The sequence below is a fragment of the Shinella sp. S4-D37 genome (assembly GCF_040812195.1).
Lineage (GTDB): Bacteria > Pseudomonadota > Alphaproteobacteria > Rhizobiales > Rhizobiaceae > Shinella.
The window spans coordinates 114,856-133,785 of record NZ_JBFNXL010000006.1; the positions used below are offsets into that span (position 1 = coordinate 114,856).

The 18,930-nt window shown below is 69.2% G+C and carries 13 protein-coding genes; 5 read left to right on the forward strand and 8 right to left on the reverse strand.

The genetic code is table 11. The annotated features are described in order from the left end of the window. Positions 1-118: 118 nt before the first annotated feature. The 5 genes from AB3G45_RS27865 to AB3G45_RS27885 are packed head-to-tail and all read left to right on the forward strand — an operon-like array spanning position 119 to position 5,087. A complete protein-coding gene (locus AB3G45_RS27865) occupies positions 119-637 on the forward strand; it encodes a ubiquinone biosynthesis methyltransferase UbiE (RefSeq protein ID WP_367833779.1) in 519 nt (172 codons plus the stop codon). Next, a complete protein-coding gene (locus AB3G45_RS27870) occupies positions 634-1,812 on the forward strand; it encodes a methyltransferase domain-containing protein (protein ID WP_367833780.1) in 1,179 nt (392 codons plus the stop codon). Before AB3G45_RS27865 ends, AB3G45_RS27870 begins: the two co-directional genes overlap by 4 nt. Beyond that, a complete protein-coding gene (locus tag AB3G45_RS27875; protein ID WP_367833781.1) occupies positions 1,809-4,166 on the forward strand; it encodes a SpoIIE family protein phosphatase in 2,358 nt (785 codons plus the stop codon). Before AB3G45_RS27870 ends, AB3G45_RS27875 begins: the two co-directional genes overlap by 4 nt. 4 nt (positions 4,167-4,170) lie before the next feature. Next, positions 4,171-4,719 (forward strand): ATP-binding protein, encoded by a 549-nt coding sequence (locus AB3G45_RS27880; RefSeq protein ID WP_367833782.1) that lies wholly within the window; start codon positions 4,171-4,173, stop codon positions 4,717-4,719. Between the two features lie 29 nt (positions 4,720-4,748). Next, entirely contained in the window at positions 4,749-5,087 is a 339-nt protein-coding gene (locus AB3G45_RS27885; RefSeq protein WP_367833783.1) for an STAS domain-containing protein, read from the forward strand. Positions 5,088-5,360: 273 nt separating this feature from the next. On the opposite strand, the gene AB3G45_RS27890 is transcribed toward AB3G45_RS27885, so the two are convergent. From AB3G45_RS27890 to tssK, 8 genes are all read right to left on the reverse strand, one after another. Next, positions 5,361-6,134, reverse strand: coding sequence for a protein kinase (locus AB3G45_RS27890; protein ID WP_367833784.1), 774 nt, complete (start codon positions 6,132-6,134; stop codon positions 5,361-5,363). Positions 6,135-6,138: 4 nt separating this feature from the next. Beyond that, positions 6,139-7,677 carry a methyltransferase regulatory domain-containing protein gene (locus AB3G45_RS27895; protein ID WP_367833785.1) on the reverse strand — a complete coding sequence of 513 codons (1,539 nt, stop codon included), beginning with the start codon at positions 7,675-7,677 and terminating at the stop codon, positions 6,139-6,141. A gap of 107 nt (positions 7,678-7,784) precedes the next feature. Then, positions 7,785-8,876, reverse strand: coding sequence for a type VI secretion system baseplate subunit TssG (gene tssG, locus AB3G45_RS27900; protein WP_367833786.1), 1,092 nt, complete (start codon positions 8,874-8,876; stop codon positions 7,785-7,787). Further along, positions 8,840-10,675 carry a type VI secretion system baseplate subunit TssF gene (gene tssF, locus AB3G45_RS27905; RefSeq protein WP_367833787.1) on the reverse strand — a complete coding sequence of 612 codons (1,836 nt, stop codon included), beginning with the start codon at positions 10,673-10,675 and terminating at the stop codon, positions 8,840-8,842. The genes tssG and tssF overlap by 37 nt, the downstream gene beginning before the upstream one ends. Positions 10,676-10,795: 120 nt before the next feature. Further along, positions 10,796-14,311 carry a type VI secretion system membrane subunit TssM gene (gene tssM, locus AB3G45_RS27910; RefSeq protein WP_367833788.1) on the reverse strand — a complete coding sequence of 1,172 codons (3,516 nt, stop codon included), beginning with the start codon at positions 14,309-14,311 and terminating at the stop codon, positions 10,796-10,798. Continuing rightward, positions 14,308-16,107, reverse strand: a complete 1,800-nt coding sequence (locus AB3G45_RS27915) for a type VI secretion protein IcmF/TssM N-terminal domain-containing protein (RefSeq protein WP_367833789.1) — start codon at positions 16,105-16,107, stop codon at positions 14,308-14,310. Before AB3G45_RS27915 ends, tssM begins: the two co-directional genes overlap by 4 nt. Then, entirely contained in the window at positions 16,104-17,549 is a 1,446-nt protein-coding gene (gene icmH / locus AB3G45_RS27920) for a type IVB secretion system protein IcmH/DotU (RefSeq protein ID WP_367833790.1), read from the reverse strand. The genes AB3G45_RS27915 and icmH overlap by 4 nt, the downstream gene beginning before the upstream one ends. 10 nt (positions 17,550-17,559) lie before the next feature. Continuing rightward, positions 17,560-18,891 carry a type VI secretion system baseplate subunit TssK gene (gene tssK / locus AB3G45_RS27925; RefSeq protein WP_367833791.1) on the reverse strand — a complete coding sequence of 444 codons (1,332 nt, stop codon included), beginning with the start codon at positions 18,889-18,891 and terminating at the stop codon, positions 17,560-17,562. Positions 18,892-18,930: the final 39 nt, after the last annotated feature.

Sequence of the window (18,930 nt, forward strand, 5' to 3'; positions counted from 1 at the left end):
CGCTGGCAGGCCCCGCGCATCGCCCGCACTTCGAACATTACATAGTCTAGGAATTTCCCGAAAGATAGGTAAGCGCGCGGCCGCCGTTCCCGCTTACGACATCACGAGGCAGGGGCGAATGGATCTTCGAGCAGTGCAGAGGGAAGCGGACGACTATGCCTTGCTTCTGGAATTCGACATGGACATGGGCGGCTTTGCGTCCAACTGGGCCTATTGCGATCGGCTGTCGACCTATTTCGCCCGCATGATCAGCCACAACCGCAGCGATTCGCTGCTCTATTCCAACCTGTTCTCCTCCGCGCTCAACGAACTCCTGGAAACGGTCTACCGGCTGCACACGCCCGCCGGCAGCTTCGTCTGCGCGGTTTCCCGCAGCGGCCCCAGCGACCGCATCGTCCTGACCATTCCGGCAGACGCCGAAACGGCGGGCTTCTACCGGCAGGCCGTCGATATCCTCAACGAGGGCGACGTCGCCGCGCGCTATCACAGCGCGCTCTTCACGGAAGGCCCCCTTCAGCCGAATATCGGCCTCCTGGAGCTGGCCGTCGACTACGCCGCCCGCTTTTCCATCGAACCCGCCGACGGAAACGCCATCCGTCTCATCGCCGAACTCACGCTGGAGGCAACTGTCGCATGATCGCCGATTCGCTTGTCCAGACCTACAAGGTCTCCTTTGACGAAAACAATCAGGAGTTCGCGCTGTCCGGCTCGATGCGCCCCGAGCGCGCCGCCGAGATGGAGGATTGCGTCCGCCTCATCGAAAAATCGATCGCCTCGATCCGCGGCACCTTCTATGTCAACGTCAAGCGCCTCGTGCGCCTCAACAACGTGGCCTTCCATGCGCTCGCCGGCGCGCTGCTGAAGGCGGCCGAGGAGCGGACGGACCTGAAGATCTCGATCGTCACCTCCAGCGTCATCGGCTGGTCGACGAAGAAGTTCGGCGCGCTGACGGCCAAGAACCCGCGCATCCTCGTGGAGGAATACGACAGCGAGTTCTATCCCGGCCAGGCCTTCCTGGAAGAGGGCGGCTTCGTGCCGGTGCTGCGCACGCAGACCAAGCTGACCTGGAAGCACGAGCGCTCCATCCTGCCGCGCCACGGCCTTGCCCCCGGCATGACCATGGCGGACATCTGCTGCGGCATCGGCGATTTCGCCGTGCTGGTCGCCAAGGAATTCGCCCCCTCGCGCATCGTGGCGCTCGACCATTCCAAATCGAGCCTTGCCTATGCGCGCCAGGTCGCCAGCGACTTCGATATCGGCGGCATCGAGTACATCTACGGCGATGCGGCCGAAATGCTGCTGGAGGACGGCCAGTTCGACTTCGTCTCCTGCCGCCACGCGCTGCAGATCTTCAACAAGCCGGAGATGATCGTCGACGAACTCACGCGCATCTGCAAGCCGGGCGGGCGCGTCTATGTCACCAACGAGAAGATCTCCCAGTGCCTTGGCGAGCCGCGCGGCCCGTCGATCCAGTGGACCTACGACCAGCTCTCCAAGCTCTTCGCCGATTTCGACATGGACCTCGAATTCGGCCCGAAGAGCTACCAGGCGCTGCAGCGCGCGGGCCTCGAGGACATCCGCATCGAGAGCTTCATGGTGACCAACCGCGACGGCGACGCGCAGGCCTTCGCCGACATGATCATGGCCTGGGAAGAGATGTTCGCCGGCGGCATGTGCGAGAAGCGCGGCGACGACGCGGCCTTCGTGGAGAAGTTCCGCCGCGGCTTCGAGGATCATATCGCCGCCGCCCTTCATCCCGGCGGCTATGCCGGCTGGCCCGTCTGGGTCGCGTCGGGACGCAAACCGCAATGAGCGACATTGCCGAAACGCCGCCCTCGCGCTGGGGCTTTTCGCTGACTTCGTTCCGCGCGAAATTCGTGCTCGTCGTCGGCGGCGCCGTGCTGGTGGACCTCCTGGTCGCCGGCGGCATCGCGCTGTGGAACGTCAACCGCCTCTCCACCAATGCGATGGACGAGGTCGGCCGCGGCCTGGAAAAGGCGAATATCGAATACCTGCAGAACTATATCGAGACGACCGTCGAGCGCACCGACCTCCTGCTCGACCGCTACCATTCGGAGGTGAGCGGCCTTGCGGGCTCGATGCAGACCTTCATCGACAATCCCGCGCTTTCCGACAAGCTCGGCCGGGAGCTGCAAACCGACGGCGTGACCACGCCGCTCGCCTATAACGCGGCCGGCAACTGGTGGCAGAACCAGCCGGGCGAGGCCTCCGCCGTCACCGTCTGGGGTTACCTCCTCGACGAGAACCGGCAGCCGACGCCCGAGGCGATGAAGACCGTGCGCGAAAGCGCCGCCTTCAACCTCGTCGGCCCGAGCTTCCTGTCGGCCGGCCCGCCGAAACTGCAGATGTACTATATCGGCCCGCGCGCCAACCCGATCCTGCGCTCGACGCCCTATAACGACCAGGGCTCGGTCTTCGACAAGGTCTATCCCGGCCACAACCAGACGAACTGGTGGGACTTCTACTTCCCCGGCCTCTACGAGACGTGGGAATCCTGGCTCGCCAAGCCCGCGGAACGGCCGGTCGACAGCCCCATCACCATGCTGTCGCCCTATCTCGACGGCATCACGGGCAAGATCATCGTCAGCTTCTTCCAGCCGCTGACGACGCCCGACCGCAAGAACCTCAACGGCATCGTCGGCGTCGACCTGACGCTCGACCAGCTCGCCGACATCGTCAAGAGCGTCAAGATCGCCGGCACGGGCTTCGCCTTCCTCTCCATGTCGAACGGCAACGTGCTCGCCGTCACGGAAGAGGGCGAGAAGACGCTCGGCGTCAAGATCAACAACGACAGCGGCTTCGACCGGCGGCTGGCGCACAGCAGCCAGGCCGCCATCGCCTCGCTCGCCATGCCCTCGACCGCCGAGACCGTGCTGACCACGCTGACGCTGAAGGAGAACGGCGAGGACGTGCCCTATGTCGTGCTCATGAAGCAGCTCGACGCGGAGAACCTCTATACCGGCAAGGTGCCCGTCACCCGCGAGGTCATGTCGCTCGGCTTCATGGTGCCCGAGCGCGAGATCTACGCCTCGCTGATCGCCGCCAAGGACGGCATCTCGGCCGAGACGCGCCAGGTCGTCACCTGGCAGATCGGCACCGTCATCCTGTCGCTGCTGGTCGTGCTCAGCGCCGTCTTCGCCATTTCCGGCCGTATCACCGCCGGGCTGCGGGCGCTGGCGGACGCCGCCCAGCGCCTGCAGAACAAGGACTATTCGGTGCGCGTGGCCATTCCCGCGCGCGACGAGGTGGCCGCCGTGGGCGTCGCCTTCAACCGCATGGCGGAGGAGATCAGCTACCACACGGAGAACCTCGAAAACCTCGTCGCCGAACGCACCCGGGCGCTGGAGACCGCCAATGGCGAGATCAACGCGCTGAACGCCAAGCTGAAGAGCGAGAACCTGCGCCTCGGCGCCGAGCTCGATGTCGCAAGGCACATCCAGATGATGGTGCTGCCGCGGCGAGACGAACTCGACGAGATCAAGGGCATCGACGTGTCCGGCTACATGGAGCCGGCCGAAGAGGTGGGCGGCGACTATTTCGACGTGCTGCACGACGAGCGGCGCATGAAGGTCGGCATCGGCGACGTCACCGGCCATGGCCTGGAAAGCGGCGTGCTCATGCTGATGGTGCAGTCGGTGGCCCGCGCGCTGCAGGAGCAGGGCGACGAGGACCCGCGCGCCTTCCTCGAAGTCCTGAACCGCGCCGTCTTCAAGAACATCCAGCGCACCAAGACCGACAAGCACCTGTCGCTCGCCTTCCTCGACTACGAGGACCGCAAGATCACCCTGTCCGGCCAGCACGAGGAAGTGCTGGTGCTGCGCGGCGAGGACGAGGTCGAGCGCATCGACACCATCGACCTCGGCTTCCCGGTCGGGCTGGAAAGCGACATCGGCCCCTTCGTCGGCACGCACGAGTTCCCGTTCGATTCCGGCGACGTCATCGTGCTGCACACCGACGGCGTGACCGAGGCGGAAAGCCCGGCGGGCGAGCTCTTCGGCTTCGACCGCCTGTGCGAGAGCGCCAGGCGCCACCGCGGCAAGGACGCCGACGCGATCAAGGACGGCATCATCGCCGATCTCATGGCGCATATCGGCACCCAGAAGATCCACGACGACATCACGCTCGTCGTCATGAAACACAGGTAACGTCATGGAAACCACATTCGGACAGGTGGAATTCACCAACGGCGCCGGCGCGCTGAAGAACCGCATCCGTCTTGCCGACGGGCCGCTCGATCTTGCCTGGCAGCATTGCGGCGTCACGTCGGAATTCCTCGGCGACTTCTTCGCCCTGCGGCGGCGGGAAGAGGGCGGCGACTACAACGAGACGCGCCACAGCATCGGCTACCTCGCCAACGAGCTTCTGGAGAACGCCGTGAAATTCCGCCATGGCGACGGCATCACGCTGGAGGCCTCGCTCGACGGCGGCACCTTCGAGGTCCGCATCAGCAACCTCGTCACGCCGGAGACGGCCGGCCGGTTCCAGACGCTCCTCGCCGAGATGACGACGCGCGACCCGGGCGAGCTTCTCATCGAGCGCATCGAAGAAAATGCGGAGAACGCGAATTCGAGCGGCTCGGGACTTGGCCTGCTCACCCTAATGAGCGACTATGGCGCGCGTCTCGGTTGGCGTTTCCAACCTGCGGCAGAAGCGGACGCGATACGCCTCGACACCTACGCCGCCCTCGACATCGTTTGATCAGGCATACCGGGAGTTTATTGTACACAATGGAAATCAAGACGAACGAATACCGTGTCTGGAGCGAGGGTTCCGCGATCCACTACGAGGGCACGATGCGCCTGTCCGGCACCGAGGCCTATGCCCCGATCCTGGACCTGATGCAACAGGTGCTCGGCGAGAAGCCGGAAACCATCACGCTCGACCTGTCGGGCCTGGAATTCCTCAACAGCTCCGGCATCAACCTGCTCGCCAAATTCACCATCGACGTGCGCAAGCAGCCGGGCATCGGCCTCATGGTCAAGGGCAGCACGCAGATCCCGTGGCAGTCCAAGTCCCTGCCGAACCTGAAGAAGCTGCATCCGGCGGTCAATCTGGTCATCGCCTGACAACCAGACCCCTTCCCCGCAAGGGGAGGGCAATCGCATATGGATTCGAGGTAGCCGTCCTTCCTTCTCCCCTGCGGGGAGAAGGTGGCCCGAAGGGTCGGATGAGGGGGCGATGCTCGCAAGTTCATTGATTTTTCTTTCCTTCGGCACCCCCTCATCCGCCTGCCGGCACCTTCTCCTTGGCTGCGGGGAGAAGGGGATATGCCGCTTCGCTTCTCCCAATCGGCAACTGTTCGCCGGGCAAGTCCCCTCTCCCCGCCTGCGGGAAGTGGGTCAGGGTGAGGGGCTGGCACCTCCCATAAGCCTTGCGAAATCGGCGGCGGCCGGACGGTCTGCCGCCGCCGCCGCAAGCCCCGCCCTCAGAAGACCGGCCAGCACGGGATCGCCGCTTTCCAGCGATGCGGGGATCGTGAACGCCGGCGGCTCCCCCGCCTGCCTTCGGCGCAGCACCGCCTCCGCCTCCCCTTCATAGGGCTTCTGCCCCGTCAGCAGGTAAAGGCCGAGCGCCGCGAGCGGCCAGATGTCGGCCGCCGGCCCGACCGGTTCGCCGGCTAGCTGCTCCGGCGCCATCCAGGCGGGCGAGCCGGACAGTTCCGCCCGCTGCAGGTCGTCGCCGGGCGTGCCGGCAATGCCGAAATCGATGAGCACCGGCATATCGCCGTCGAAGAGCACATGCGCCGGCTTCACGTCGCGGTGGACCACGCCGCGCGCATGGGCAAAGGCGAGCGCGCCGGCGAGCGCGGCAAGCAGCGGGCGCAAGGCGGCCGGGTCCCCATGGCGCGCCGCCACATCGGGCTCGCAAAGCGCCTCGCCCAGCGCCTTGAAGGCGATCCAGTCCTCGCCCTCGGCCACGAGATGCGGCAGGCAGGGATGCGCCAGCAGCCGGGCAAGCCGCCGCTCGCGCTCGAAGCGCCGGAGCGCCACGGCATCCGCCTCCCCCGCAAGGCGCTTCACGACGACCGGCACACCGCCGATCTCCGTGCGAAAAACCCGGACGGGGCCCTGTCCGCGCAGGAGCGCCCCGCTGGCCGGGGGCGGGCCGCCCATCGCGCTAGATCGCGCCGACGCGCCGCCACATCGGCAGGGCGACGGCGAGGATCATGTCGACATTCTCCCGGATGACGCGCAGCGCCACCGCCTCGTCCTCGATCGGCGCGCCCTCGTGGCGCAGCTGGTCGCCGCGCGCCGCCAGCAGGCCGTGGATGGCCGCCGTCACCGCGCCGGCCTCCGGCGCGACGCCGTCGAGCAGCACCTCATAGGCCAGCATCTCGAACAGGCGCACCGTGATGCCGGAGCCGAGCCCGGCCGCCGCGAGCGCGCAGACGGCGCGGCCCTCGTCCGCGCAGATCCTGAGCTGGGCGCGATTGTAGCGCCGCACCGCGGCGATGCCTTCCTCCGTCACCGCGTTCGGCAGGGCCATCGCCTGGCGCGAGCCGATCATCATGCCGAGCACCTCGCGCTCCGTGGCGGTCGAGCCGTCCGCCTCCGGCAGGGCGCGCAGCTCGCCGATCGTCATGGGCGCCTCGACGAGGGCGTTGAAGGCGGGGGCGTAGAAGCCCTCGTTCAGCGTCGCCTCGCCGGCCGGCACCTTCACCGCCAGCTTGATCATCGACGGCGGCACGACGAGGGCGAGCCGGCGGGCCGCCAGCCGCGCCTCCAGCCGTCGGGGCGCGATCGCGCGGGGCCCGCGCATATAGATGTCGCGCCGGAAGCTGCGGGTCAGGAAGAAGTCCCGCGCGGTCTCCGCCTGGGCGGCGGGAAAGCCCTCGACGAGGCGCCGCTGCTCGTCCGTCATGCAGAGATCCGGATAGTTCTCGAAGAGATTGGCCGTCGCCACGAAGGACAGCTTGGCCGCCGCCAGGTCCTGCGCCACGTCGATCTGGTAGCAGGGCGCCCAGTGGGCGTTGAGATATTCGTGGCTGAGATAGGCGGTGCCTTCCGTCCGCTCCTTGTCCAGCCGGTCGAGCAATCCCGCCGGGATCATGTCGGCGCCGGCCCGGGAGAAGGCGCGGGCCACGTCCAGTGCTCTCAGCACGCGCCGGTCGCTGCGCTCGCTGTCCTGCGCGGCGGCCAGGCTGACGAGGCGCTGCATCGGCATGGAGGCCGTCCAGCCCGGCAGCGCGTTGTAGGTGACGTAGAGCAGCCCGCCGGGCTTGAGGCGGCGCGCGGCGAAGTCGACGATATGGCGGCGGTTCTCCGTGCTGACCCAGCTCCAGACGCCGTGCAGGGTGATGTAGTCGAACAGCGGCAGGTCCGGCTGGCCGCCGGCGGCCAGGTCCTCGAAGGAGGCCTCCTCCAGGCGGATATTGCCGACGGCGCCGGCCGCGGCGAGCGCCCGCCCGCGCGCGATGTGCGCCGGGTTGAAATCGAAGCCCCAGACCTCGGCCTGCGGATTGGCCGCGGCGATGGTCAGCGCCGTCTCGCCGACCCCGCAGCCCAGCTCGCAATAGGCGAAGGGCGCGCCGTCCTCCACCGGCGGCTCGACGCCGCGCAGCAGGCAGGCCGCGTCCAGATGCGCCGGCGTCTGCTCGACATAGAAGCCGGGGAGATATTCGATGTCGGAAACGTAGCCTTGGGTCCAGTCATTCATGATGAAATCCTATGTTCGAGCAATCCGGAGCTTGTCAGGGGAAAGTGGGAACCGGTTTTCCCGAAGAGACAAGCGAAAGCGAAGAAACCCAGAGTCTGTCACAAACTCTAGCGCAGATGCGGCGGCGGGCGGAACTGGACGGTGGCCGGCTCGCGGCGCGGCTGGGCGGGCTTCAGCCAGGTGTTCCAGCCGAGCCGGCCCGCCTTCGCATCCTCGCGCTGCCCGCCGAGCCGCATCGCCGGCACCTGATCGGGCTTCAGCTCCAGGCGGATGTTGAACATCTTGTCGGCGCCGAGCGCGCTGGCCGCAAGGTCGGTGAGGAGGCGCGAGCGGCTGCCGTCCGGCAGCAGCGAGCGGAAGGCGGGATAGTCGAGCCCTTCCACGCGCAGGGTCACCGTCGACTGGATGTCGAAGGTCCGGGTGCCGATCACCGCATCGTCGCCGAGGCGCGCGAAGGCGCCGCGCGGCCGGGCGCGGTCCGGCAGCTGCGTGCGGTCGGTCGGGGCGATCGGATACCACTCGCCGGCGAACTGCTCGACGCGCAGCCGGTGGCCGAGCGCGCCGGCGAGCGCCCGCTCGATCGCCGCCGCCGAGCGGCCCTGCCGGGCGAGGAGCCCGCCGAAGAAGACGAAGGTATGGTCGCCCGCCTTGGTGCGGTCGGTCATGGCCGGCAGGCCGAGACCGACGAGGGATTTCAGCGCATGGTCGACGGGCGCGGCGGTGGAAAGCTGCGCGGCCCGCTCGCGCTCGATGGCCGGGCGATACTTGGCCCAGGCACTGTAGAGCAGGCCCGAGAGCCGGTTGTTGAAGACGTCGAAGAATTCGCGCAGCGCGAAATTGCGCTCGCGCACGCTCATCTGCACCAGTTCGCTCATGGCATGCGGCAGCACGCCCGAGGGGCCGGTCAGGCCGACCAGCGTCTGAGTCATCTCCACCGGCCCGCCGCCGCGCGGCCGGCGCACGGAAAGCACCTCCGCCGAGGCGAAGCCGAGCGGCACGGAGGAGCGGATCTTCAGCGCCGCCCGCTCCGGGTCCACCCCCTGCCCGACCGGATCGACCGGCGGCTGCCGGGCGTCGTGCCCCTCCGAGGCGCCGAGCGCTTCCAGGATGCGGATCATCTGGAAGAGTTCGAACGCCTGCGGCCCGTCGAAAGCGCGGGCGACTAGAGAAGAATTCGATCGCCTGCCCGTGCCGGCCATGTCTTCAGCTTTCCGCTTCGCCCCCGAACGAGGGCGGTGAGCCGTGAGAATGAATTGACGCTCGCATAGAGGCCGAGGAAGCGCTCGATGATGCTCGCCATGAGGAACACGCCGTTGCCGGAGAAATTACCCTCCTCGAAGGTCATCGTCACGTCGACGCCGCGGCAGAAGGCGCTCTGGCCGAAGCTGCGCACCCGCGCCGTGCCGCTTTGCGAGGAGAGCGCCGTGATGCCGTCGATCAGCGCCCGGGTCTCGGCCGAATTGCGGAAATCGTAGAGCAGCAGGATCTCCTTCAGCGCCTCCACCCCGCCGTCGGAGACGAGCGAGAGATGGTTGAGCGCCAGGTGCGAGATGAGCCGCCAGCGCCCGCCCTGGCCGTAATGCGGGCGGATCGTCGCGGTCGGCACGACGAGCAGCCGCATGCCCTTGACCATCGGCACCGGCTCGACCATCCGCAACTGCGGCTGGCCGCCGCCGAAGGGCAGCCGCTCCGGCCGGTTGCGGTTGAGGCAGAGCGTTTCCACCGCCAGGACGTCGTCGGCAAGGCTCTTCGGCTCGAATTCGGGATCGGAGAGCGACAGGAACACCTCGCTGCCCGGGTTCTCCTCCCCGGCCGGCCGGCGGTGCGACAGCCACCAGACCGCCGCCTTCTCCTCGCCGCGGATCTCGTCGGCATCGACGCCGTGGCGGATGCCGTAGAAGGGCGAAAGCGCCCGCGCCTCGCCCTCGGCATTCACCGTGGCGACGCTCTCGATGCCGTAGACCTCCAGCGCATTCAGCCGCCGGCTGTCCGGCACGACGCGGTACTCGGTGACCGTCCGGTCGAGCTTGATCGGCTCGGCGGTCTGCGGGAACAGGTTGACGATGGGCGTGCAGCCGAGCGCGAAGGCGGCGGCCGTCAGCGACCGTTCCAGGCTCGGCGCGGCGCGGTTGAGATAGAGGAAGACGTCGAGCGTGCGCCCCTTGCCGGCAAGCCGCCCGGCCTCGGGGAAGTCGAGGTCGACGAACAGGAACTTCTCCGGGAAGGCGAAATATTCGGTCAGCAGCCCGTAGGCCGGGTGCGAGGCCTGCGGATAGGGCAGCATGCCCTCCTGCGGGCCGAAGCCGCCCGGCGAGAGCGCGCCGGCATCCAGCATCGCCGGGCTGCGGTCGCTGGCGCCCTCGGCGAAGGCGATCGCCACCACGTCGTTGAGCAGAAGCTCGTAGAGCGGGTAGACGAGCTGCGGCTGGCCGCGCAGGAAGAAGCGCAGGCGCCCGGGATTGTAGGTGGAGAAACTCTGGTCCTCGCCGGCCATTTCCAGCGTCAGGCGCAGGCAGCCCGCCGCATTGTGCGCCTGCGGCGTCTCCGGCGCCGTGATGGGGCGGCCCGTCAGCGTCGCCGCGCGCACGACGATCGGATGCAGCGTGACATCCGCGCAGGTGCGGAACCGGCAGCGCTCGCCGTCGACCGGCTCGGTGTCGAGCAGCGTGCCCGCCGGCACGGGATAGGGCTCGGCAAGCTCCGGCTTCGGATCGAGCTGGAGGATCGACATGGAGGGGATCGGCCGGTCGAAATGCGGGTAGAGGATGCCGAGCATGGCATTGGTCAGCTCGGGGAAATCGTCGTCCATCTTCTGGCGCACGCGCGCCGTCAGATAGGCGAAGGCCTCGATGAGCCGGCCGACATGCGGGTCCTCGATCGCATCCTCCGACAGGCGCAGCCGGCCCGCGATGCGCGGATTCTCCGCCGCAAAGGCCGCTGCCGCCCGGCGGATGCTCAGAAGCTCGCGATTGTAATGGACAAGCAGATCATCCGACATGGAGGCCCCTTGGCGATGAGAAACGGGCATATCGCGATGGTTGCACCGAGATTGGCGTGGATTGTCGCGGGCTGTCAAGGACGGGACGGCGCGCAACGGCGGGGTGGGATGCGCCCGTCCTCATAGCGTCGGGCATGCGAAGGGCGAGAGGACGTCGCGCGCGAAGGGATTGCGCGTGGCGGGGGCGGTAAGGCGCATCAGCACGGCGCGGCTGCCGAGGCGGAACTGGTAGGTGACGACGTCCGTCGGGTTCTTCTCGATCTTGCGGCCCTGGTCGAAGAGCCGGAAGAGCGCCCAGGCGCCCTGCTCCGTCAGGATGTTGCGCTGGCCGGCGACCTCCGGCGTCATCGACATGGAGGCGCCCGCCACCAGGTTCTCCGGCGGCCAGAGATATTGCGTGCCGGCGGGCGGGCCGTGCGTGTAGCTCGCCACCTTGCCGCCGATATCGAGGAGGAAGGCGCGGGCCGTCATGTCCAATTTGCCGACCTCCACGGTGAAATCGACATTCGGCTTCTCCTGCCCGGCGAAGAAGACCGTCGTGATGTCGTCGGCCTTCTCGAAGGCGGCGAGCACCTCATCGGGGAAGCCGAGGCCGAATTGCTGGCCGCTCTTCCAGCGCCAGGGCTTCGTCGTCCGGTCGATATAGGGTTTCAGGTAGGTGTCGCGGAACCCGGCGATGGCGCCCTGCGGGCCGAGCAGGCGGGAGAAGTCGTCGAGCGAGGCGTCGTTGATGCTGTCCCGGTCGAAGGGATAGCGGCCGGCGGTGGTGGCGGTGCACAGCGGCAGGATGGTCGAGGTCCAGATCTCCTTCAACCGCTCGCGCGAGCTGCCGCCCGTCACCGCGCCCACCTGGGTGAGGATGCGGGCGAAGAAGGGCTGGAGGCTCGGCGGCAGCTTGCCGTTGCGGGCGGTGAGCTGGCTGAGGACCGTCTGCGGCTCGGCGCCGAGTTCCAGCACGTCGCCGCCGGCCGCCACATGGTTGAGCTGGCGGTAGAGCGGCTCCAGCGCGGCCAGCATGTCGTCGACGGGCGACTGCTGGCCTTCCGCCGCCGGCACGACGGCCAGGCGGAAGGCCTTGAAATGATCGCTGACCGACTGCGGCACGTTGACGACGCGGCGCGGCGCGCGCACCGTCTTGGTCACCTGCGAAAGCCGCTCGGCCGCCAGCGCCTCGACGGCGCTCGCCGCACTCGTCGACAGGTCCGCAAGGTCCACCTCCGCGGCGATGGCGGTGAAGAGCTCGCGCGCCGGCGAGGGATTGCCCGCGACGATGGCCACGGCATCGGCCAGCCGGCGCGCATCGGTCTCGCCGGCGATGCCGAGATCGGCCAGCAGGCTGTCCCAGCGGCTCATATAGGCGACGCGGTAGAGATCGGCGAGGCCGTCGCGGATGCGGCCCGTCTCGCGCTCGCGGTCGAGCGCCGTGTCGGGCCGGCCCATGACCCAGAGGTCGTCCGCCAGCGCGCCCGCCGCCTCGCCCGAGGCGCGCAGCATCACGCCGAGGCCGTTCTTGGTGTAGATGCCCTCGATGCCGTCGAAGAAGCTCGCCCCGCTCACCCGCGCCAGCGCCTCGGGGCCGGAAAGGCCCATATGGTCGACCGGGCGCCACATCGCCATGGCCGTCACCGCGGGCAGCGTCAGGGCCTGGTCGTAGGCAAGCCGCGCCAGGCTGTAATTCGTGATGTCGGCCCGCGCCTTCTCGACCAGCGCGGCATCGGCCGCCGGCGCGGGGATGGAAACGGAGGCGAGCTCGGAGAAATGCTCGGCGATGCGCCGGTCGACCGCGTCGCTGCGGTCGTAGAGCATCCAGTTGGCCGCGAAATCCGGGCCGAGCAGCGCCGCCGTCTCGCGGCCCGGCGGGCGCTCGCCGGTCAGCATCAGGTAGAACTTCAACTGGGTGAAGCGCAGCGCGGCGGGCGTGGCCGGGCTTTCGAGGCCCTGGCGCAGATATTGCCAGACGAAGGGGAAGAACAGGTTGGCGAGCGCCTTGTCATAGGCCTTGCGGGCCTCGCCCTGCACCGGATCGGGACTGTAGAGGCCGAAGGTGGCACCGCGCGGCTCGGCCTCGGCGAGCGCTGACAGCCGGTCGAGCACCGCCAGCACCGGCTCGAAGCGCATGGAGAGCGTGCCGCCCGGCACCGCCTCGGCGATCTCGTCGCGGGCCGCGGTCGTCTGGCCGGTGACGCCGGCCACATAGGCGCGCCCGTCGGAAAAGCCGAACCACCAGAAGGCGAGCGCCGCGAAGGCGGCAAGGCACAGGACGGCGTTGATCGCAAGATCCTTGAACCGCGCCGCCGCGAGCGCGGGCCGCGTCAGCCCGCCGAGATCGGCCTCCGGCAGGATGGCCTTGCGGAAGAGCCCGTAGAGGAAGAAGGGCCGCACGCGCCGCATGCCCGGATCGGGCGCCAGCGACAGCGCCGCCGCGCTGCGGCCGAAGACCGGGGCGAGCGCGCCGGCCAGCGCATCGACATTGTCGCCGTCCTGCCGGCAGGAGACGAAGAAGACGCCGCGCATGTTCGTGGCGGTGCCGAAGCGGTGCATGGTGGCGAGCTGCTGCACGAAGGGCTGGATGCGCTCGCGCAAGAGCGCGAACTGCGCCGGGAACTCGAAGGCCCGCCGGCGCCGCATCTCGTCGGGCTCTTCCTGCAGGCAGACGAACTGGCGCTGCATGATCCGCTCGACGAGGCCGGAAAAGCCCTTGTCGAGCGCCTCGGCGGGCCCGCGCGCATCGCCGCCGAGATCGGGCGCGATCGGCAGGCCGAAGGCGGCCGCCCGCTCCTCCGTCGTCAGGTCCTCGAAAAGCTCCTCGAAGCCGACGACCCGGTCGAGCTTCGTGACGACGATATAGACGGGCGCGTTGGCGCGCAGGCGCTGCACCGCCTCGTCGAGCCGCTGGCGGATGGCCGTGGCATAGGCGAGCGCCTCTTCCGGCAGCATGGCCAGAAGCTCGTCGACGCTGACCGTGACGAGGATGCCGTTGACCGGCTGGCGCGACCGCAGGCTGCGGATATGCTGCAGCGCCTGGAGCCAGAGCTGGCGGGCCTGCGGCTCCTCGCTGCCGGTGAGCCGGCCGGAAAACTCCACCAGCATCGCCTGGTCGCTGATGTGGAAGCGGGCGGAGGGGGCCTCCACCGCGCCGTCGCCCTCGAAGGGCAGCGTCAGGCCGCTGGCGCGCACCAGCGAGGTCTTGCCCGCCCCGTCGGCGCCGAGCAGCATGTACCAGGGCAGCGCGTAGCGCGCGCTGACGAAGAGGTCGCCGTGGCCGCGCCGCAGGAGGCCCATGGCCCGGCCGGCAGCCTCGCGGAAGGCCACGATCTCGGCCTCGGCCACGGCCTCCGCCTTGTCGGTTTTCGCCGCGGCCTCCTCCTCCTGCTTTCGCAGGGCGGCGAGCAGCGCGGCCTCCTCGCTGGAGCGCTTCGTGCGCATCAGGAAGCCGATGCCGCCCCAGGCGAGCGCGAGGAGGAGGAGAACCGCCAGGCGGACGGTGGCCGAGCCAAGCGGGCGGATGTCGCCGAAGGCGACGAGCGGGCCGATGAACCAGACGACGAGCGCCAGGAAGAGGACGACGAGCGTCAGGACGACGCCGGGGCGGCGCAGCACGCGCAGACGCTTGCGGATCCGCCCACCCACGCTCACGTCAGGCTTTCCCGATAGGCGATGCGCCGGCGCGCCGCCTCGACATAGGCCCGGCCGATCGCAAGGCCGCCGGCCTGGCGGATCGCCTCCAGCGCCTCGGCGACGAATTTCTCCGGATGGTCAGCCGCCAGCGCCGGAGCACGCTTCTCCAGCCAGGCGCGCAGCGCCGGCGAGGCGGGATCGCCCGCCGCATCGGCCAGCGCGACCAGCCCGCTCAGCGCGGCCGTATCGTTCCCGTCGTCGACGAGGTCGGCCTCCAGCCAGGCGGCGACCTGCGGCACGAGCGCGTTGACGCGCAGCGCCCGCTTCGCCTCGGCAAGGCCGTCCTTCAGCATGTCGCGCTTGTCGAGCCAGAAGGCATAGGCCGGCACGGGTTTCTGCGCGGCGACCACGAGGCCCACCGCATCGAGCCGCTCCAGCGCGGCGAGCGTGCGCGGCAGGTCCTGCCGGCGGGCGGAGCCGGAGAGCGGCGCGGCATCGCCGATCGCCGCCTGCACCTGGCGGCGCAGGCCGATCTCGTGGTCGAAGGTGGTGAACAGGACATAGCCGCCGGCCGCGCAGAGAACGAGGGCAAGGGCGAGCGGCAGCCAGTAGAGGGCGGGCGCGGCGGCGCGGCGGCGCTCCTTCAGCACGAGGCCCGCCTCCGGCACGATGGCCTTCTTCACGGCGCCGCTGATGAAATAGCCGTGGTTCAGCTCCTCGTCGACGCCGAGATCGGGCGGCAGCATGCCGCTGCGGGGCATGGCGAAGCGGCGCGACAGTTCCGGCAGCAGGGCATCGATGGACAGCATCTCCTGCCGCGCGCTGGTCATGAAGATGCCGCGCAGCAGAACGCCCCGCCAGGCGCCGTTGCCCATCGGCATCATCGCGTCGACCACCGGCATGACGATGCGCTGGATCGCGGCGATCTGCGCGGAAAAGCCGTGGATATGCACGCAGCGGATCGCGTCGGCCTCCTTCGACAGGAGCTCGATATGGCGCCGCCGCATGGTCTCCACCATGTCGCCGAAGCCGGCGTCGATCTCCGCATGCAGCGCCTCGACGGTCTTGGCCTCCTTGCGGGCCTCCTTCCCGTCATGGGGCAGGGCGAAGCCCCAGGGCTGCGCCCGGTCGGCCGGCTCGATGCGCTCGAAGATCTCCTGGAAACCGGGCACGAGGTCGGTGCGCGACAGGAGCACATAGGCCGGCAGCGTCTGGTCGAGCGTCTCGTCGGCCTGGCGGAACCAGGTGGCGATCGTCTCGGCGATCATGCGCTGCTCGAGCTGGTCGGCGAGCACCAGATCGGCCGGGCTGACGACGAGGAGGATGCCGTTGACCGGCAGCTTCGGCCGCACGGCGCGCAGCAGGCGGAACAGTTCGCCCGCATCCTCGGAGACCGGCGCCTCGACGAAGACGGCCTCCGGGCCGACCCACCAGTTGGCCGGGCCGATCGTCTTCGGCATGCCGAGGCGCATCTCGGAGCTTTCGAGCAGGCAGGTCTTGCCGCTGCCCGCCGGACCGACGACGAGGAAGAACGGCACCGAATAGCGCCCGCGCGCGCCCTTGAGGCCGCGGTCGGCGAGGAAGGCGCAGACCTGGCGGCGCAGGTCGCGCAGCGCCGGCGTCTCGGGCGTGCCGCGCCGGACGAAGAGGCGGGAGAAGACCACCGGCAGCAGCGCCCAGACGACGACGGGCAGGAGCGGCAAGAGGAGCTTCAGGTCGGGATTGTCGACGGGCGGCTGCTTGGCCAGATACCAGCCCGCGGCGAGCGCCGCCGCAAGTCCGATGAGCCAGACGATGAGCAGCCATGGCCTCATGGTGTCTTTTCCGCCGGGATCTGGAACTCGACGCGCCGGTTGCGGGCGCGGTTCTCCCGCGTCGTGTTGGACACGATCGGATCGTTGGCGCCGCGCCCCTCGAAGCTGACGCGCGCCGCATCGTCGACATGGCGCTGCAGCATCTGCGCGGCCGAGCGCGCCCGGGCGAGCGAGACCGCCATGTTGTCGCCGAGCGGGCTTCCCGCGCCGACCGGCACGTTGTCGGTGTGGCCGACGACGACGATGGCACCGCTCTCCCCGTCGAGCGCGTCGCTAATCTTGGTGATCAGCGGCTCCTCGGAAAGCGACAGGTCGGTGCCGCCCGAGGGGAAGGAGGCCTTCAGCATGCGGATCGCCACCCGGTCGCCGATGCCCGTGACCTCGATGCGGCCGTCGGCGATCTCGGCGGCGAGCGCCTCGGTGAGCCGCTCGATCTGCGTCTTGCGCACCGGCGGCACGGGGTCGGGGATGGTCGGGATGCCGGCGCGCTCGACGAGCAGGGGGATGGCCGGGACGAGCGCGCTGATCTGCGTCGCCGTCTCCTCCATGCTGGAGCGCAGGCTGATCGAGGAGAAGGCCCAGACGACGGCAAGCAGCGCCAGCAGCACCAGCGCCGCCGCCCAGGGCGCGGCCATGCTGCGCGGGGCGCGGTGCGGCGCGGCGGCGCTCTGCCAGACCTGCGAGAGATTGCGCTCGTAGGGGCCGCGCACCCGGCGGATGACGCGGTAGAGGTCCTGCCTGAGCCGCGCGAACTGCCCCTGCCCGCCGTCCATGACGCGGTACTTGCCGCTGAAGCCGATGGACAGGCAGATCGCCATCAGTTCCAGCACGTCGATGTTCTGCTCGGGCTGCTGCAGGAGCTGCTGGAGCAGGTCGTAGAAGCGCTCGCCGCCCCAGGTCTCGTTGTAGAGGATGGAGACGAGGCTCTGGCTCGCCCAGCCGGTCGTCGCGCCCCAGCGGGTGTTGAGGATGATGTCGTCGATGACGGCGCACAGCGCGTAGCGCGAGACGCGTACCAGCCGGTCGGGCGTGTCGCGCGCCATGGCGGCCGTCTCGAAGTTGCGGATCTCCTCCAGCACCCGGCGGCGGAACTCGGCGATGTCGTCGGGCGCGGCGCTCTCGTTGAGCCGGCCGGCAAGCCAGAGCAGCGGCGAGGCGGCGCCGACCAGCGGGTTCACAGCGGCAAGCTCGAAGGCCTTCTCGATGGCCGGATCGCCGCGGTGGCGTGCGCGCTCGACCGGCAGCGCATCGAGCCCGAAATCGAGATCGTCGTTCCCCTCCGCGCCGGAGCGGGCGGAGAAGAAGCCGCCGTCGCCGGAGGAAAAGCCGCCGCGCGGCAGGCTTTCCTGGCCGAAGCCCGAGACGGGCCGCGCCTGCACGCCGCCCAGCGGCCTGCGGATCGTGTCGTCGGCGTTCGGGAAATCGGCAAATGGATCGTTCACGCCCGCCTCCTCAGTCCTTCACGGCCCAAAGGTCGAGCTCGAGCGCCGGGAAATCGCCGGCGACGTGGATCGCAAGCCCGGTGCCGGCCGCCACCTGCTTCCAGTTGGGGCTGGAGCGGTCGAGTTCGAAATAGGCCTTGCCCGTGTGATAGGGGATCTGGCGCGGGGCGACCGGCAGGGCGCGCAGCATGATGCCGGGAAGCGCCGCATTGACGAGCTCGGTGATCTGCTCGGCCGCGCCGATCTTGATCTGCCCGACCAGCCGGCGCACCAGCGCGTCGGCCGGCATGTCGGCCTTGGCCGCCAGGATGAAGGAATACTTGCCGTAGATCGAGCGGTCCGGCACGTCGGCGACGCGGATGCCGTAGCGGTGCTCGATGAGCGGGATGGTGATGGCGCTGCGCTCCAGCACGGCGTTGAGCGCCTGGCGCACCGCCGCCGCGACGGACGCGAAGGACAGCTGCAGGCGCTCGTGGTCGTAGAGCGGGAAGGGGCGCGGCCGGTGGCCGGCGGCGGTGAAGGTGGCCAGCTCGCCGGCAAGGCCGATCATCGCCACGAACAGCCGCTCGGGATGCACGAAGGCGGCCGAGGCCATGTGGGTGAAGACGGGCTGCCAGCGGTTGATCGTCTGCAGCATCATCAGGTCGGTGATCTCGGCGGCCGTGCCGACATTCGTGCCGGCAAGGCGCGAGGCGATCGCCTCGCCGCGATGGTTGGTGAGGCCGACGATCTCCGTCAGGAGGCCGGAGAGGATGGGCGAGACCGCGCAATCCATCGCCGGCGGCACGTAGCTCTCGTCGAGCACCACGGAATTGTCGCTGCGCACCTCGACGATGCGCGCAAGGCCGATGCCGACGAGGCCGCTGCGGTCGCTCGTCTCCAGCCCGTAGCGCAGGCGCAGCTTGCCGACATTGATCGGCGCGGCGGAAAGATCGGAGCTGTTGGCGTCCGCCACGTCGACCTCGGCGAGCGTGTAGCGCGTGGTCAGCTCGGCCTCCGCGTCCGCCACCTCGCGCCCGCCCGGCTCCGTCAGCGGCAGGGTGAGGTAGATGACGGCGTTGCGCACGTTCTCGCCCAGCATCAGCGGCGGCAGGCGCACGCCGTCGTCGGGCAGCGAGAAGGGCGTTCCATCGGGAAACACGCCGGCCGCCCGCTCGACGGCGAACTGGCCGATCGACAGGAGCTCGCGGTTGAGGCGCAGTTCGGTCAGGCCCCAGCCATAGGGGACGAGCGCCCGGGTGCGGGCCCTCAGCTGGCGCTCGACATGGCGCGCTTCCTGCTGGAAGTGCTGGGCACGGATAAACATCCCCTCCGACCAGATCACCTTGTCATCGAACGACATCCACACCCTTCCTTACGCCGGCGGCGCGGGCCCTGCCCG